Below are 17,293 nucleotides of genomic sequence, written 5' to 3' on the forward strand. Positions count from 1 at the left end.
AGCTACAGAACATCTCCCGGAATACGCACGTTACCTTCCATTAAAACGCGCGCGCTGCGGCTCATAATGGCTTTGATGGCGGTCCATTGCCCGTTTACCTGCTTACATTCGGCGCCCACTTGCAAGGTACCCGACGGGTGGCCAAAGTTAACCATGGTACGGTCATTACCGCCAGCCGCCAGGTTAACAGTAGTGCCCGGAATTGCTGCGGCAGTTCCGATAGCCACTGCGGCTGTGCCCATCATGGCGTGATGCAGTTTGCCCATCGACATCGCTCGCACCAACAGATCCACGTCACTGGCGGCAATTTTCTTACCACTGGAAGCGATATAGTCTTTTGGAGGTGCCACAAAAGCCACTTTTGGGGTGTGTTGGCGGTTAGCCGCTTCAGCGACATCATCAATCAGCCCCATTTTTACGGCACCATACGCACGGATCGTTTCAAAACGTTCAAGTGCCGCAGGGTCGCCGTTAATGGCTTCCTGCAGTTCGGTGCCATCGTAGCCAATTTCTTCTGCATTCAGGAAAATGGTCGGAATGCCGGCGTTAATCAGCGTTGCTTTTAAGGTGCCGATACCCGGAACTTCTAAATCATCGATCAGGTTACCGGTGGGAAACATCGACTCGCCATCCGCTGACGGGTCCATAAACTCAACCGGCACTTCCGCTGCCGGGAAGGTAACACCATCCAGCTCAAAATCACCGGTTTCCTGCACTTCACCGTTGACCATAGGCACTTTATTGACGATAGTTTTGCCAATATTGGCCTGCCAAATACGGACTTCGCAAACACCATTTTCAGGAATGCGTTCAGGCGCTACCAAACCGTTGGCAATGGCAAAAGGCCCCACAGCAGAGGACAAGTTACCGCAGTTACCGCTCCAGTCGACAAATGGCTTGTCTATGGACACCTGACCAAACAGGTAATCCACGTCATGATCCGGCTGTTCGCTTTTAGATACGATGACCGTTTTACTGGTGCTGGACGTCGCACCCCCCATGCCATCGGTGTGCTTGGCGTACGGATCCGGACTACCAATGACACGCAATAAAATGGCATCGCGCACTGCGCCCGGTTGCTGTGCTGCTTCAGGCAAGTCCTGCAAACGGAAAAATACGCCCTTTGAGGTCCCGCCACGCATATAGGTGGCGGGAATTTTGATTTGTGGTTTAAACGCCATAGCTCAAACTCCTTAGCTTGCTTCCGCTTCTAAAAAGTCCTGTGCAAAGCGCTGTAATACACCACCAGCCTCGTAAATAGAGACTTCCTCTTTGGTATCCAGGCGACAAATAACCGGAACTTGCTGTGACGATCCGTCCTTACGGTGGATAGTCAGCTGCAATACAGCGCCCGGCGCCGGAGTGCCTTTCACGTCGAAGGTTTCAGTACCGTCAATGTTCAATGTTTTGCGCGTAGTGCCCTCTTCAAACTGCAGTGGCAACACACCCATACCAATTAAGTTGGTGCGGTGAATGCGCTCAAAGCCTTCAGCAACAATAACTTCAACACCCGCTAAGCGAACACCTTTCGCTGCCCAATCGCGCGATGAGCCCTGACCGTAATCAGCGCCGGCCACGATAATCAGCGGCTGCTTGTTGTTCATGTAGTGCTCAATGGCTTCCCACATGCGCACGACTTTGCCTTCCGGCTCAATACGCGCCAGCGATCCCTGAATCACGTCACCGTTGTCGTCACGCACCATTTCGTTAAACAGCTTCGGGTTAGCGAAGGTGGCACGTTGCGCAGTGAGGTGATCGCCGCGGTGGGTCGCATAAGAGTTGAAGTCTTCTTCCGGCACGCCCATTTTAGTCAGGTATTCACCTGCAGCACTGTCAGCCATAATCGCATTTGACGGCGATAAGTGGTCGGTGGTGATGTTATCACCCAGTACCGCCAGCGGACGCAGACCGGTTAAGGTATTCTCTGCGGCTAACTCGCCTTCCCAATAAGGAGGACGACGAATATAAGTGCTCATTTCGCGCCAATCATACAACGGATTGTTCTTCTCGCCGTAGTCGACACTCAGGTTAAACATTGGGTCATAGACCTTGCGGAACTGCTCAGGTTTAACACTCTCTTTGACGATACGGTCAATTTCTTCATCGCTCGGCCAGATATCTTTAAGCGTTACCGGGTTACCTTCGTGATCATACCCCAGCACGTCTTTTTCGATATCAAAGCGGATAGTGCCGGCAATCGCATACGCCACAACCAACGGCGGCGATGCCAAAAACGCCTGCTTAGCATATGGATGAATACGTCCGTCAAAGTTTCGGTTACCCGACAATACCGCGGTTGAAAACAGATCACGGTCGATGATCTCTTGCTGAATTTTCGGATCCAGCGCACCACTCATACCATTACAAGTGGTACAGGCAAACGCCACCACGCCGAAACCTAAGTCTTCCAGTTCAGGCAGTAGCTGCGCCTCTTCCAGGTACATCTTTACGGTTTTAGATCCCGGAGCCAATGACGATTTAACCCATGGCTTACGCGTTAGGCCAAGCTTGTTAGCGTTACGCGCAATCAAACCCGCTGCAATCATATTGCGTGGGTTACTGGTGTTGGTACAACTGGTAATCGCCGCAATAATTACTGCGCCGTCAGGCATTTTGCCCTCTTCCGGCTGTTCAATATGTTTGGCTACGCCGCGCTCGCTGAGCTCAGCTGCCGGTAGTAAGGCATGCGGATTAGACGGGCCTGCCAGGTTACGCTCGACTTTTGACAAATCAAAACGTAAGACACGACCGTATTCGGCAGTTTTCAGGCTATCGCCCCACAAGCCGGTTTGCTTGGCAAACTTCTCGACCAACTCCACTTGATCGTCATCACGACCGGTCAGTTTCAAATAATCGATAGTTTGGTTATCGATATAGAACATTGCCGCGGTGGCACCGTATTCCGGTGTCATGTTAGAGATAGTGGCACGGTCGCCAACAGTCAATGCCTCTGCACCTTCACCGAAGAACTCAAGGTAAGCGCCAACCACTCGTTCACGACGCAAAAACTCAGTCAGCGACAACACTAAATCGGTGCCGGTAATGCCCGGACGCAATTTGCCCGTGAGTTCAACACCTACGATATCAGGCAAACGCATATAAGAGGCGCGGCCCAGCATCACGCTTTCGGCTTCCAGACCACCCACGCCCACAGAAATAACGCCTAAAGCATCAACCATCGGCGTGTGGCTGTCGGTACCTACACAGGTATCAACAAAAGCAACGTTGTCACGAACCTGCACCACGGGCGACATTTTCTCCAGGTTAATCTGGTGCATAATGCCGTTACCCGGCGGTATCACGTCGACGTTTTTAAACGCCGTTTTAGTCCAGTTAATAAAGTGGAAACGGTCGTCGTTACGGCGATCTTCAATGGCGCGGTTTTTCTCAAACGCGTCTTTTTCGAAGCCGGCGTGCTCAACCGCCAGTGAATGGTCGACAATCAGCTGCGTTGGCACGACCGGGTTCACTTTGGCCGGATCGCCGCCTTTTTCGGCGATAGCATCGCGTAGACCGGCTAAGTCCACCAGCGCTGTTTGTCCGAGAATATCGTGGCAAACTACGCGTGCCGGGAACCACGGAAAATCGTGCTCTTTTTTGCCGTAAATCAGCTGCTCTAACGACTGCGTTAAAATCTCCGGCGGGCAGCGACGTACCAGGTTCTCTGCCAGTACCCGAGAGGTGTATGGCAGTTTGTCGTAAGCACCCTGTTCAATGGCTTCAACGGCTGCCCGAGTATCGAAATACTCGAGCGTGGTGCCGTCTAGTTTTTTACGGTATTCATTGTTCATATTAACGGTCACCAATAGCTGGAACTGGACGCGCCTCTGGACCGGTGTAGTCCGCAGACGGACGAATGATACGGTTGTTGGCACGCTGTTCTTTAACGTGCGCGGTCCAGCCGGTTACCCGTGACATAACAAAAATTGGCGTAAACAGTTTGGTTGGAATGCCCATGTAGTTGTAGGCAGAAGCATGGAAGAAGTCCGCATTCGGGAACAACTTCTTCTCGCGCCACATGACTTCTTCACAGCGTACAGAAACATCGTACAAACGGCTGTCGCCGACTTCTTCAGATAATTTCTTAGACCATGCTTTGATGATGTCGTTACGCGGATCAAACTCTTTGTAAATGGCATGACCGAAGCCCATGATTTTCTCTTTACGCTCTAACATGCCCATCAGCGTTTGCTCGGCATCGTCGGCGTCTTTCATGTCTTCGATAAGTTCCATTGCTGCTTCATTCGCACCACCGTGCAGTGGGCCACGCAGTGAACCAATCGCACCGGTAACACACGAGTGAATGTCAGACAGTGTTGAGGCACAAACACGCGCAGTAAAGGTCGACGCGTTAAATTCATGCTCTGCGTATAGAATTAGCGAGGTGTTCATCACGTCAGCATGCAGCTGTGAAGGCGTTTTGTCGTGCAATAAACGCAGGAAGTGCGCGCCGATAGACTCTTCTTCTGAGTCAGTATCGATACGAACGCCATCGTGAGTAAAACGATACCAGTACAGCACGATGCCAGGGAAAGTCGCTAGAAAACGTTCAATATGGTCATCGGCTTCGTCGAAGCTCTCTTCTGTTTCCAGGTTACCCAGCATTGAACAGCCGGTACGCATAACATCCATTGGGTGTGCTGACTTTGGAATACGCTCCAATACGTCTTTGACTTCCTGTGGCAATACGCGCAGTGACTTTAAGCGTTTACGGTAGTCGTCAAGTTGCGACTGAGTTGGCAATTCGCCTTTTGCCAGCAGGTATGCCACTTCTTCAAAGCTGACTTTTTCAGCCAGTTCTTTAATATCATAGCCGCGGTAGGTTAAGCCTGAACCGCTTTTACCAACAGTACATAGTGCCGTTTCGCCGGCTGATTGTCCGCGCAAACCTGCGCCGCTTAGTTTCTTCTCTGCCATGGTAATTTCCTTTTTTCAATCTTGTATGACTTTTTTCAATCTTGTTTGACTTGCGTCAGGACGCAAGCTACGAACTTTCTGGTACCTTGCGCCCTGGCGCAAGCGTCGAAACACCCGATTATTTTTTAAACAGCTGATCGAGTTTTTCTTCGAAGTCGTGATAGTTCAGGAATTCATACAATTCCGCTCGCGTTTGCATGTCATCGACAACCTCTTTCTGGTCGCCGTTCGCTAAAATACTATTGTAGACGTTGAGTGCCGCTTTGTTCATGGCACGGAACGCACTTAGTGGATAAAGCACAATTTCCACGCCCACATCAGCCAGTTCTTGCTTGTTAAACAGCGGCGTTGCACCAAATTCGGTGATATTGGCCAGTACCGGCACGTCCAGTGCGTCAGTAAAGGCTTTGTAGTGTTCCAGCGTGTGCACTGCTTCGGCAAAAATCGCGTCAGCACCGGCTTCAACACAGGCTTGAGAACGTGCAATTGCTGCCTCGATACCTTCCTGCTGGAACGCGTCGGTGCGAGCCATGATATAAAATTGATCATCGATACGTGCATCAACAGCCGCTTTTACACGGTCAACCATTTCCTGCTGGCTCACAATTTCCTTATTAGGACGGTGGCCACAACGCTTTTGCGCAACCTGATCTTCGATATGAAAACCTGCCGCTCCGGCACGACTCATTTCTTTTACCGTACGGGCAATGTTAAACGCCCCACCCCAACCCGTATCGGCGTCCACCAACAAAGGCAAGTCGCTGGCACCGGTAATACGACGAATGTCTTCACACACGTCGTTCAAAGAAGTCATGCCTAAGTCAGGTAAACCAAACGACGCATTTGCCACGCCTGCACCCGACAAATACAATGCTTTGTGGCCGACTTTTTCTGCCATCATGGCAGTGTAGGCATTAATAGTACCGACAATTTGCAATGGCTTTTCATCGGCAACGGCACGGCGCAATTTCGCGCCCGGGCTTTGTAATTGACTCATGATACTTCCTTATGTGCTTGTAGTTTTGTTTCAATGTTTTTGCGTGATGCGCTGATATGGCGGCGCATCAACAAATCGGCAAGTTCGCCATCACGGTTAGCAATAGCGGTAATAATCGCTTTGTGTTCGTCAAAGGCACGCGACACTCGCGGGCCATTCATGCCCAGTTGCACACGGTACATACGCACCAAAAAATACAACTCGTCACAAAGCATATTAATTAAATACTGATTTTTACTGGCTAGAATAATGCGGTAATGAAAATCGACATCACCCGCCTCCTGATAATAACTTTCGCCTTCACGGACGCGCTGATCTTTAAGGTGTTGCTCTAATAACTTGGACAACGCATCGACTTCCTCGTTTGCCATTTTTTCCGCAGCTAAGCGACAGGCTAAACCTTCTAATTCTTCTCGTATTTGATACAAAGCAATGAGGCTTTCATAACTTAAGGTCACTACTCGCACACCTGCATTCGGCGTCCGCTCAACCAGGTGACAGCGCTCCAGCCTTGCCAGTGCTTCACGCAACGGCGCGCGGCTTACATTAAATTGTTTGGCTAGGCCCGTCTCGGTTAATTTACTACCGGCGGCAATATCACCCTCGACTATGGCTTGTTGCACGGCATACAAAACCCGATCAGCCGACGTTACCGGTGATCTTAATGGGTTTTGTGGATCGTAAATTACTGTCATAATTAGCCGTTTTTTATTGATAAAAGATGTTCGACAGCATTATGTCGACAATGTCAGGAATATTAGCGCCAAATGGAAATTATTTCAATCACAGCCCAGCATATTGTCGACAATATTGATGCAATTGCAGAAGGCTCGCCTGCTAACTCTTATCTGCTACACTGCCCACTATGAACGATTTATTGGCACAGTTTTTTGATCTGAACCAGTTTAGCCAGGCCCCTTTGGCCGGCGAGTATAATAATTGGTTAGTCGCACTATCATACATAGTTGCGTTTGTTGCCTCTTTTGCTGCACTTACAATTTTTGCGCGCGCTCTGGGGCAACGCAATGGACTGCGACGTAAAGGATGGCAACTTGCTACGGCATTCGTCGCCGGCATTGGCGTTTGGAGTATGCACTTTATCGGCATGCTAGCCTTTGAACTGCCGGTGGTGATGAAACACGGTGTTGCACTCACACTGCTGTCCATTCTGCCCGCCATAGCAGGCAACTACGCAGCCTACTCGCTGCAACTCCAGATCAAACGCTTAGCCGAGCGCAAACGCTTGTCCGCATTGCACGAAAAATCATTGATTGTTGCATCTGGTAGTTTGCTGGGTGCGGGCATCGGCTTGATGCACTACATTGGTATGGCAGCGATGCAGCTACCAGCGGAGCTGCGTTATGATATCGGTTGGTTTACTACGTCAATTGTCGTGGCTGTGGTACTAGGCATAATCGCAATGGCCACTTACCGTAACTATCAAGTACCAACCCGACAGGGCGGACATTCTAACCGATTGCAGTTAAGTACCGCGCTCATTATTGCTGCTGCAATATCAGGTATGCACTACGTTGCCATGATTGCAGCCAGGTTTTATCCAACATCCGCAGCCGAATTAATCACCGGCTCCGGTCACGATCAGCATCAGTGGCTTATCTACGCGATAGCGCTGTCGGTCATCTTAATCGCTTTATTTGCGTGGCTTTCCTCGGCATTAGATAAACGCTTACAGAATACCAGTCGCGCGATTCGACAGTCTGATCGTAAAATTCGTGAGCTTGCCTTTAATGATTCGTTAACAGGCCTGCCCAACCGTCGCTCGCTACTCGAGTATTTAGACAGCCAGCCGGCACAAAATCAGCAAGGCGAATGCCTCGCATTATTTTTACTGGATATCGATAAGTTTAAGGTGCTTAACAACACGCTCGGGCCAACGCTCGGCGACTTGCTGTTGCAGTCAGTAACACACCGGCTAGAGCGTATCCCGATGGACGTTCATATGGTGGCGCGCCCTAGTTCTAATGAATTTGCCGCAGTCGCTCGAATCCCATGCGATGGCAATCCAGCCTCTGCCCAATCAAAAGCGTTGGAATTAGCGCGTTTAATGCAGGACAACCTGCAGCAGCCCTATTCGTTAAAGGATTACCGCCATCGTTGCTCACTAAGTATGGGACTCACCTTACTCAACGACAGCGCAGTGTCGGCGGAAAACCTGTTAGTACAAGCCGCCTTGGCGCTCTCCGAGGCCAAACGTTCGGGCTTAGGTCAAATACAGCTATATCATCGCGAAATGGCTGAGGCCATAGAAAAGCGCGTGCGTATTGAAGCTGACTTACGTTATGTAATTGAAAACAACGAACAGCTAGAGCTTTATCTGCAGCCGCAATTAAACGCGCAGCGCAAAGTCATCGGCGCAGAAGCACTGATTCGCTGGCAGCATCCCGATTTTGGTTTCATATCGCCGGCTGAATTTATTCCGCTGGCCGAAGAGACAGGATTGATCATTGGGCTGGGTGACTGGATTAACGAACAAGCCTGTCAAATTATTAAGCAGTGGCAACAACTTGGCTTTAATCATTTAGTGTTATCAATTAACGTTAGCGCGCCACAGTTTCAGCAACTCGATTTTGTCGACAAATTGAATTCGCTAATTCGACAGCATGATTTGCCGAAAGGCTCGCTCAAACTCGAGTTAACGGAAAGCGTATTGATGCAAAACGTCGATGACGTGATTAACAAAATTAACGAACTAAAACAATTGGGCATTCAATTTGCGCTTGACGATTTTGGCACCGGTTACTCATCACTATCCTACCTAATGAAATTGCCATTCGATGTGCTCAAAATCGATGTGTCTTTTGTGCGTGACATGTTTGAATCGCCACAAAAAGAAGCCATCGTACAAACTATTGTTCAACTCGCCCATAATCTGGGCTTAAAAGTCGTTGCCGAGGGTGTCGAAACGGAAAAACACTTTGACTACCTTTCGTCGTTAGGTTGCGACTATTTCCAGGGCTATTTGTTTAGCAAACCGGTGGCAGAGTCTGAGTTCAGGTCCCATTCGCTGATACTCCAATAGCTAGCGCAAAAATAATTCATTTTATCGTTTTTGGTTCCAATCTGTGGCCTTGCCTTGTAAAGTAAGGCCACTTTTTTCGACTGCGACTTTAGTCGAAATACGTTGCTAGTTAAATAAACAGTTGTTTTTAAATAATAAAATGGATAACAAGAATGGATCCTAAAAATATCGTCGATAAAGACGCAAGCTTCTTTGGTCAACCCGGCGGCTTGCAAACCCTGTTCTTTACCGAAATGTGGGAGCGCATGAGTTATTACGGCATGCGCGCGCTGTTAGTACTATTTATGACGGCTAGCCTGCAAGAAGGCGGTTTAGCTATCACGGTAGCCTCAGCCACCGCCATTTACGGCCTGTATACCGGCGCAGTCTATTTTATGGGCTTGCCCGGCGGCTGGATTGCCGACCGCTTACTTGGCGGCCAACGGGCAACCTGGTATGGCGGTATTATCATCATGCTGGGTCACATCGTGTTGGCTATTCCTTCTGTGGCCAGTTTTTATATCGGTATGATTTTGGTAGTTCTGGGTACTGGCCTGCTGAAACCAAACATCACTGCCATGGTAGGCCAACTATACAGCTCTAACGATGATCGTCGCGACGGCGGTTATACTCTGTATTACATGGGTATCAACATTGGTTCAATCATCGGCTACTTTGTTACCGGTTATTTACAAGAAAGTGCAGGCTACCACTGGGGCTTTGGTGCCGCAGCTGTTGGTATGGCATTAGGCTTGATCCAATACAAAATAACACAGCCTAAATTGAAAGGCGTCGGTGCCGAGCCACCCAAGCCATTGTCACCACAAGGTGCAAAACGCAGTTGGGGCATCATCGTTGCGCTACTTGCCGGCTTAGCTGTATTCACCGTGGCTGCATTAAAAGGCATTGTCACCATCAACCCGGTTATCGTTGCCGAGAATGTTGCCATCGTATTCACCGTTATCTTCTTCGTCTACTACCTGTCGATCTTCTTGTTTGGTAAGTTAACAAAAGACGAAATGAAGCGCCTCGGTGCCCTGTTCCTGGTCTGTATTGCATCGACTATGTTCTGGGCAGGCTTTGAGCAAGCTGGTTCATCATTCAATTTGTTCGCTCGTGATTTGACCGACCGCGTTATCGGCGACTTTACTATTCCAACCACCTGGTTCCAGTCGCTTAACTCGATATTCCTGGTTACCCTATCGCCGTTTTTTGCCGCGTTATGGATTAACTTGAGTAAGCGCATGATCAACCCATCGTATGGCTTTAAGAGTGCGCTAGGTCTGATTATTATGGCAACCGGCTTTATCGTGATGTTCTTTGCCTCACAAGCCGCTGCCAGCGGCCTGAAAGTAGCGCCTTATTGGTTGGTAGCGGTTTACTTCATTCACACCGTCGGCGAGCTTTGCTTAAGCCCTGTTGCATTAAGTGCGGTAAGTAAACTGTCACCAAAACGTATGGCCGGTCAGTTGATGGGTGTGTTCGTTTTAACCTACGCTATGGGTAACGTTATCGCCGGCTTGCTGGCAGGCGGGCTGGACCCTGAAAACCCGCAGGCGATGCCGGAACTATACTGGACCATCTTCGTATTCGGCGTCAGCGTCGGTGCAGTAGTTTTTGTCCTGGCATTCTTTACCCGTAAGTGGGAGAAACTTGCGCCAGACGACGGCGAAGACGACCACCCTGGTGCAGTTATCGACGCCAACGAACCTGTCGGTAAGCCTTAGCCTTTAATTCTGCCCGCGACCCCTTCGCGGGCATTTAGGCCGAATAGCCATCGGCGTGGTTGATATGGGCACCTCTCGCCCAAGGATGTTGGAGGGCATGGATGCCCGGAAACAAGCCACACGGACGTGCTTGGAGCGGTTCTTGGGCGAGAGGTGCCCGTGTCAAGCAAAAGCCGATGGCTACTCGGCCTTGCCTCACTTGTGCCTAGGCGTAAGCTAAATCTGTGTCTCACTTGCGCCAAACGCGCAAGCTACTTTTTATTTGATACGTAGATGGTGATGTGGCCTTTGGCGACGACGGTGTCGTCAGCGCGGCGGGCGACAACTTCAATCAATTGGTCGCCGGGGTGCCAGGTTTGTTCGCTGGCTTTTGCTTCGATGGTAACGTCACTGGTTGTTTTCGCCAGATACTCAACGTTCATGCCTTTTGGCAACCAACGCAAATGCTTGGGGATTGATGCTTCGGCAACGGCTCCCATGGCCATTTCCATGCCGTTGCAAACGGCAATAGCATGCACCGTACCAATGTGGTTTTGCACCGCTTTGCGTTTTTTAAACGTTAACTGACAAAAGTTAGGTTCGAGTACCTGAATACGCGGTTTGATGGTAGCAAAGTACGGTGCTTTGCGGGCAAACATGGTCGAAAAAAGCCAGCGGCCGCCGGGATATTTCAGGCACTTTTTATACAATCTAAGTAAGTAGTTATCAGTCACTTTTCATTACCTGTATGCGGTTAAGACGGCATGATATCGCATGGAATGGTGATACGTTCATCATCCGCGTCAAACGGGATGGTGCCGTGCCAGCAATAACTCGGAAAAATCACACACATGCCCGGTTGCGGACAGACGGCTTTATCAATCTGTTCTTTTCCTTCCAGACCCAGTGAGGTTTCGCCAAACTTTATCCAGCCCTTTTTGTCAGGGTCATCTGCACTGACTTGTTCAGGCACACTTAAATAAGTACACATCGAAAGCCACCCTTCCGGGTGAACATGATTGGTATGAAAGCCCGCTTTGAATAGCTTAACAGACCAGCTACCACTAAAATGATAGCTACCGGTTTTACGTGCGGTGACGGGGTGGGTCTTATCATCAGGCAAAGATGCTAAATAATCATCGATATAACGCGTCAGACTTTGTTTATAGGCGTTAATGACAGGGTCATCCATTGCCAATAGTGAGCCGACGGTTTGTGTGCCGCCCCGCACAGACTGGTCCAGTGGTTGATGTTTAGTTTTATGCAATTCTCGAATGCGTTGCGTTAACACATCCCAAAACTGTTCCAGCGAATCATAACCATCAGGTGTTGGTAAAAATCCAACCTTAACGTAGCGCTGGTAATCGTTCAGGTAATCAAATTTTTGGGTGTCGCCACTGAGTTTCCAGCACAAGCCTTTGTAGGCATGTACCTCCTGATCTAACGGCTGGTTTTCGTGCGCACGATCGAGTAATGCTAATGCTTCCTGATAACGTTGTTGACGCAGGTATAAATTGGCCTGGTCAATCAGGTAGCGTGGATGGCGCGGTTGTTGCTGTAACGTTTTGTCGTAACAGACTTCTGCTTGTTGCCAATCGCCGGCACGAAGCAGCGCGCCCCCTTTTAGGTGCAACAAGCTGTGTACTTCGCCAAAGCGCTGCAGAAATTCATCAAGCAATGCATTAGCCTGTTGTTCCTGCTGCGCCCTGTATAAATGCGATAAATAGGAATAAGCCAGCGCCAGAGAGTCGGGCTGGCGACTTAGCGCCTGGTTGAATGATTGTAAAAATAACTCGTTGTTACCATGCTCCCAGTAGAGTTTATTGAGTGCCTCATGCGCGGGAACAAAATCATTTTGTAGCTCTAGTACCTCTCGTAAGATTTTTTCTGCTTGCTCGTAATCACCATCGTCGTAGGCTAGACAACCGAGCTGGAACAAGCGTTGTGGCTCATTAAATCTCCCTTTGAGCTCTGCATAAATTTTACGCGCCTCTACGGTGTGTTCGATATAGCGGTAAACCAACGCCAGATTGAATAATAACGTTGGCTCGTCCGGCCAGCGTTTCAGTGCTGTTCGGATAGTTTTTTCGGCAGCGTCAAACAATTTGTAGTCAAGCTCAGCACGCCCTTTTAACAAGTAGGCTTTTAAATAGTCAGGCTTTTGCGAAACCGCTTTTTCAGCCGCATGTGCAGCAGCCAAATAATCACGAGACTGATAATGCACTGACGCCAGGTTGTACCAAGCATCAACTAAACTGCTGTCTAATTTCAGTGCTTGCAGATAATAACGCTTAGCTGCCCGCAGCTGCTGGCTGGACTGCAAAAAGTTGGCAAAATTCGATAGCACCGAGGGCTGCTTTGGATTGAGTTTTAAACTTCGCTCAAAATAACCCAGAGCTCGGGCGGGCGCTGCCTGTTTTGTTGCTAACGCCAGTAAATGCAAAATATCAGGATGATTGGGTGATTGCTTATCCAGTTGCGTTGCTATTTGCTCCGCGACTGAAAACTGCTGGTTTTGTAAGGCACTGACCGCTTGCTGAAACTGCTGCGCCAGAGTTGATTGATTTTGCGCCATAACGCCTATACTGCCCGCTAGCTAACATTATTATAAGAATTTATTTACAATAACATAACTTTTAACGCTGTTGCTTACGTCGCGATTTTTTTATTTGATACATCGCTTGGTCAGCGAGCTTCAGCCAGTCTTCAAGCCTTCGGTTTTGTTCGTTAGCCGTGACGATACCAATACTCGGGCCAGCATAATCAATAACTCTGTTGAGCGTTCTAAACCGCCCGCTAGTTAGCGACGCAAGCAACTTATGCAGGATCACCTCGGACTGCTGCGCGTCATCTGAATCTGCCTCTTGTACCACTGCAAATTCATCACCACCAATACGAGCGACGATTGCCGTTGTCGGTAAATGCGATATCAGCGCTTGTGCAATGGCGATTAAAAAGCGATCGCCCTCGTCATGACCGTATAAATCGTTAATCGCTTTGAAACCATCAAGATCAATATAGGCAACGTGCAAAGGTCGTTTAACATTTTTTTGTAATTCAATGACCTGACTGGCTAAACCGCGGCGATTCCATAACCCGGTCAGTGGGTCGGTATGAGCGCTTTGGCGCAGCTCGATTTGTTCGTGTTGCAAGCGCTCGATCATTAAATCCCGCTCGACTTGCCGGGCGATCAGTGAAGTGAAAATATCAAATAATTGGCTGGTTGCTTCTGATGGTTTTTGTTGTTCGGTACTTGCTGCACATAACGTACCGTAAAGCTCTTGTTGCTCGCCAACGTATACCGGACGGCTAACGTAACTTGTTATGCCCAACTCACTGGCAGCTTCAGAGTCGCCCCAGCATTGGCTTACGTCGTCGGTCTCGTATTGTCTTTGTTCGATTGCTCGCCGACACAAGGTATCGCTCCAGGGGACTTCTAATCCCTCAGGAATAGACAAACTGCCTGAATTGATGGCATGCATGATTGACTGCACACCGCGCTCCTCGTCAACTCGAGTCAAATAGACAGACTCAAACGAGGTCACGGTCTGTAAAATTCTAAGCAGCGACGGCGCCAGGCTGTCTGTTTGCTTGGTGTTACGCAACGCCTCAGCTAAATCTGCCAACGCCAGTTTTTCGTCAACCAAATCAACGCACCTATAACGTGAAGTTCGTTATGATGGTAGCAAAGTTATCCAGTATGTTCGAACTGAGTCGGATAGACGGATATATAAAAGGCGCGGTAGCGCCGCTCGATGAGCGAACACAAACCACGCCTTAGGATTTGCCTAACGGCTTTTGCCTAAAAGTTATAGGCTGGCAAGTGCCTCGTTAAGGATTGAACAAGGACGCATTGCAGCTGACACTTTTTCAGGGTTTGGCTGGTAGTAACCGCCAATATCAACTTTTTTACCCTGAATGCTGTTTAACTCATCAATGATCGCCTGCTCGTTACCGGAGAGTTTTTCCGACAACTTAGCAAAGCGCTCTTTAAGTTCGGCGTCATCATTTTGATTCGCTAACGCTTCTGCCCAGTACATGGCCAGGTAGAAGTGTGAACCGCGGTTATCGATTTCACCCGCTTTACGCGATGGTGACTTGTTTTCTTCCAGGAACTTCGCCGTAGCAACGTCCAGGCTATCCGCCAACACTTGCGCACGTTGGTTATCAAAAGTACGGCTCAAGTGTTCAAGCGAAGCAGCCAAAGCCAGGAACTCGCCTAACGAATCCCAACGCAAGTGGTTTTCTTCGACAAACTGTTGCACGTGCTTAGGCGCAGAACCACCCGCTCCTGTTTCGAATAAGCCGCCACCGTTCATTAACGGCACAATAGACAACATCTTAGCTGATGTACCCAGCTCCAGAATTGGGAACAAGTCAGTCAGGTAGTCACGCAGCACGTTACCAGTAACCGAGATGGTGTCTTTGCCTTCTTTTACCCGTTGCAGGGTGTGACGAGTCGCTTCTACCGGCGCCATGATTTGAATATCAAGACCATCGGTATCGTGCTCTTTCAGGTATTCTTCGACCTTTTTGATTAACTGCGCATCGTGAGCACGGTTGCTGTCTAACCAGAACACGGCCGGCATGCCACTTAAACGAGAACGGTTTACTGCCAACTTAACCCAGTCACGGATTGGCGCATCTTTAACCTGACACATACGCCAGATGTCACCCTTCTCAACGTTATGTTCAAAGACAACGTCACCCGCTTGGTTCAATACTTTGACAACGCCGTCTGCGGCAATTTCAAAGGTCTTGTCATGTGAACCGTATTCTTCGGCTTTTTGCGCCATCAAGCCAACGTTCGGTACCGTACCCATGGTGGCAGGATCAAAAGCACCGTTTTCTCGGCAGAAGTTGATGGTTTCCTGGTAAACACCCGCATAACAACGATCAGGGATCATGGCTTTAGCGTCTTGGCGACTGTCATTTTTGTCCCACATTTTGCCTGAATCACGAATCATTGCAGGCATTGACGCATCAATGATGACGTCACTCGGTACGTGCAGGTTAGTAATACCTTTGTGCGAGTTAACCATAGCCAGCTCAGGCTGTTTCGCGTAAACCGAGTTTAAATCTGACTCGACTGCGTCACGTTGCTCTGCGGTTAACTTATCCAATTTGTTGTAAAGGTCACCAATACCATTACTTGGATCAAACTCGATTTCTTTCATCAGGTCGGCATGTTTTTCTAATACGTCTTTAAAGTAAACACGCACCGCATGACCGAACATGATCGGATCTGACACCTTCATCATGGTGGCTTTTAAGTGCAACGACAGCAGTACGCCCTGCTCTTTGGCCGCCGCCGTTTCTTTTTCGAAGAACGCCTGTAAATGCTTCTTGCTCATAACCGCCGCATCGACAACTTCACCTGCCAGTACCGGTACCGATTCTTTTAATACCTGCTGCTGGCCATTAGCTTCTAAGACAATTTTAAAGCTGTCATCTTGTGCCGAAGTGGTTGATTTTTCGCTACTGTAAAAGTCACCGTCATTCATGTGGGCAACATGTGATTTTGAGTCTTTCGACCACGCGCCCATACGATGAGGGTGTTTTTTAGCGTAGTTTTTTACTGCGCTGGGTGCACGACGATCAGAGTTACCTTCACGCAACACCGGATTTACCGCGCTGCCTTTGACTTTGTCATAACGCGCACGGATATCTTTTTCTTCATCGGTTTGCGGATCAAACGGGAAGTTTGGCAACTTGTAGCCCTGTTCCTGTAATTCTTTAATGCATGCCGTCATCTGTGGAATAGACGCACTGATGTTTGGCAGTTTAATGATGTTTGCTTCCGCCGTTTTCGCCATTTCGCCTAATTCCGCCAACGCGTCTGACTGACGTTGCTGCTCGGTCAGATACTCGGGAAATTGAGAGATAATACGACCTGCCAAAGAAATATCACGGGTCTCTACCGCAACGCCAGCGGCCTTAGTAAAGGCCTCAATAAAAGGCAACAGCGAATATGTTGCCAGACGTGGCGCTTCGTCCGTCTCGGTGTAAATAATCTTTGCTTTATCAGTCGACATAGTCATTCCTATTCGTTGGACCAAAGTAAAAATCGTTAAATAAGTGGCGCGAATTATAGAGGATTTAGGGTCTAATTACCATTCGCCCGTATTTTCCATCGACGCCCAAGGCTCTTGTGGCGCAAGATGTTCGCCTTCCTGTAACAACTCAATAGAAATATTATCCGGTGACCGCACAAAAGCCATGTGACCGTCTCGCGGCGGCCGGTTAATAATCACACCGTTGTCCATTAGCCGTTGACAAGTTTCATAAATATTAGCGACACGGAATGCCAAATGACCAAAGTTACGCCCGCCGTCATAAGTTTCCGGATCCCAGTTATAAGTCAGTTCCAGCATCGGTGATTTGGTTTCCTCCGCCCGTTCTGCATCGTCAGGCGCAGCCAGAAAAACCAGCGTAAAGCGGCCTTTCTCATTCTCTTTACGGTACATTTCTTTTAAGCCGAGCAGCTCACAATAAAAGTGCAACGACTGTTCTAAATCATGCACACGAACCATGGTGTGTAAATAACGCACAGTTAACTCCTTTTCTGTTTTGTTACCGCTGTTACGAATTTCTCTTAGCGATAGATTTATTTCGGCTAAATATAACCGCTTTTATTGATCTGCATTAAAAATA

Annotated in this window: 12 protein-coding genes; 2 read left to right on the plus strand and 10 right to left on the minus strand. The window is 48.9% G+C overall.

What is annotated here, in order from left to right:
- Positions 1-2 precede the first annotated feature (2 nt).
- From prpF to DEU29_RS05310, 5 genes are all read right to left on the minus strand, one after another.
- Positions 3-1,181 carry a 2-methylaconitate cis-trans isomerase PrpF gene (gene prpF, locus DEU29_RS05290; protein ID WP_133539214.1) on the minus strand — a complete coding sequence of 393 codons (1,179 nt, stop codon included), beginning with the start codon at positions 1,179-1,181 and terminating at the stop codon, positions 3-5.
- 12 nt (positions 1,182-1,193) lie between these two features.
- Entirely contained in the window at positions 1,194-3,791 is a 2,598-nt protein-coding gene (gene acnD / locus DEU29_RS05295) for a Fe/S-dependent 2-methylisocitrate dehydratase AcnD (RefSeq protein ID WP_133539215.1), read from the minus strand.
- 1 nt (position 3,792) lies between these two features.
- Complete coding sequence (gene prpC, locus DEU29_RS05300; RefSeq protein ID WP_058579026.1) at positions 3,793-4,917, minus strand: bifunctional 2-methylcitrate synthase/citrate synthase; 1,125 nt, start codon at positions 4,915-4,917, stop codon at positions 3,793-3,795.
- Positions 4,918-5,035: 118 nt separating this feature from the next.
- Positions 5,036-5,914 carry a methylisocitrate lyase gene (gene prpB, locus DEU29_RS05305; protein ID WP_133539216.1) on the minus strand — a complete coding sequence of 293 codons (879 nt, stop codon included), beginning with the start codon at positions 5,912-5,914 and terminating at the stop codon, positions 5,036-5,038.
- On the minus strand, positions 5,911-6,609 hold the full coding sequence (locus DEU29_RS05310; protein ID WP_133539217.1) for a GntR family transcriptional regulator: 699 nt from the start codon (positions 6,607-6,609) through the stop codon (positions 5,911-5,913). The genes prpB and DEU29_RS05310 overlap by 4 nt, the downstream gene beginning before the upstream one ends.
- Positions 6,610-6,779: 170 nt before the next feature.
- Between DEU29_RS05310 and DEU29_RS05315 the strand changes: the two genes are divergently transcribed.
- Together DEU29_RS05315 and DEU29_RS05320 are read left to right on the plus strand one after the other, a co-directional pair.
- Positions 6,780-8,954, plus strand: a complete 2,175-nt coding sequence (locus DEU29_RS05315) for a putative bifunctional diguanylate cyclase/phosphodiesterase (RefSeq protein WP_133539218.1) — start codon at positions 6,780-6,782, stop codon at positions 8,952-8,954.
- 152 nt (positions 8,955-9,106) lie between these two features.
- A complete protein-coding gene (locus DEU29_RS05320; RefSeq protein ID WP_133539219.1) occupies positions 9,107-10,660 on the plus strand; it encodes a peptide MFS transporter in 1,554 nt (517 codons plus the stop codon).
- Between the two features lie 251 nt (positions 10,661-10,911).
- On the opposite strand, the gene DEU29_RS05325 is transcribed toward DEU29_RS05320, so the two are convergent.
- The 5 genes from DEU29_RS05325 to gloA form a co-directional block, all read right to left on the minus strand.
- On the minus strand, positions 10,912-11,373 hold the full coding sequence (locus tag DEU29_RS05325) for a hotdog fold domain-containing protein (protein ID WP_133539220.1): 462 nt from the start codon (positions 11,371-11,373) through the stop codon (positions 10,912-10,914).
- Positions 11,374-11,393: 20 nt separating this feature from the next.
- Entirely contained in the window at positions 11,394-13,214 is a 1,821-nt protein-coding gene (locus DEU29_RS05330; RefSeq protein WP_133539221.1) for a tetratricopeptide repeat protein, read from the minus strand.
- A gap of 61 nt (positions 13,215-13,275) precedes the next feature.
- Positions 13,276-14,286 carry a sensor domain-containing diguanylate cyclase gene (locus DEU29_RS05335; protein ID WP_133539222.1) on the minus strand — a complete coding sequence of 337 codons (1,011 nt, stop codon included), beginning with the start codon at positions 14,284-14,286 and terminating at the stop codon, positions 13,276-13,278.
- Positions 14,287-14,448: 162 nt separating this feature from the next.
- On the minus strand, positions 14,449-16,674 hold the full coding sequence (locus DEU29_RS05340; RefSeq protein ID WP_133539223.1) for an NADP-dependent isocitrate dehydrogenase: 2,226 nt from the start codon (positions 16,672-16,674) through the stop codon (positions 14,449-14,451).
- Positions 16,675-16,749: 75 nt separating this feature from the next.
- A complete protein-coding gene (gene gloA / locus DEU29_RS05345) occupies positions 16,750-17,190 on the minus strand; it encodes a lactoylglutathione lyase (RefSeq protein ID WP_133539224.1) in 441 nt (146 codons plus the stop codon).
- Positions 17,191-17,293 lie beyond the last annotated feature (103 nt).

This window comes from Idiomarina aquatica (assembly GCF_004362895.1).
Lineage (GTDB): Bacteria > Pseudomonadota > Gammaproteobacteria > Enterobacterales > Alteromonadaceae > Idiomarina.

Coding starts and splice junctions, on each gene's coding strand:
- DEU29_RS05315 (WP_133539218.1), top strand. CDS start 6,780: ATGAACGATTTATTGGCACAGTTTTTTGATCTGAACCAGTTTAGCCAG.
- DEU29_RS05340 (WP_133539223.1), bottom strand. CDS start 16,674: ATGTCGACTGATAAAGCAAAGATTATTTACACCGAGACGGACGAAGCG.
- prpB (WP_133539216.1), bottom strand. CDS start 5,914: ATGAGTCAATTACAAAGCCCGGGCGCGAAATTGCGCCGTGCCGTTGCC.
- acnD (WP_133539215.1), bottom strand. CDS start 3,791: ATGAACAATGAATACCGTAAAAAACTAGACGGCACCACGCTCGAGTAT.
- DEU29_RS05310 (WP_133539217.1), bottom strand. CDS start 6,609: ATGACAGTAATTTACGATCCACAAAACCCATTAAGATCACCGGTAACG.
- DEU29_RS05330 (WP_133539221.1), bottom strand. CDS start 13,214: ATGGCGCAAAATCAATCAACTCTGGCGCAGCAGTTTCAGCAAGCGGTC.
- prpF (WP_133539214.1), bottom strand. CDS start 1,181: ATGGCGTTTAAACCACAAATCAAAATTCCCGCCACCTATATGCGTGGC.
- DEU29_RS05320 (WP_133539219.1), top strand. CDS start 9,107: ATGGATCCTAAAAATATCGTCGATAAAGACGCAAGCTTCTTTGGTCAA.
- prpC (WP_058579026.1), bottom strand. CDS start 4,917: ATGGCAGAGAAGAAACTAAGCGGCGCAGGTTTGCGCGGACAATCAGCC.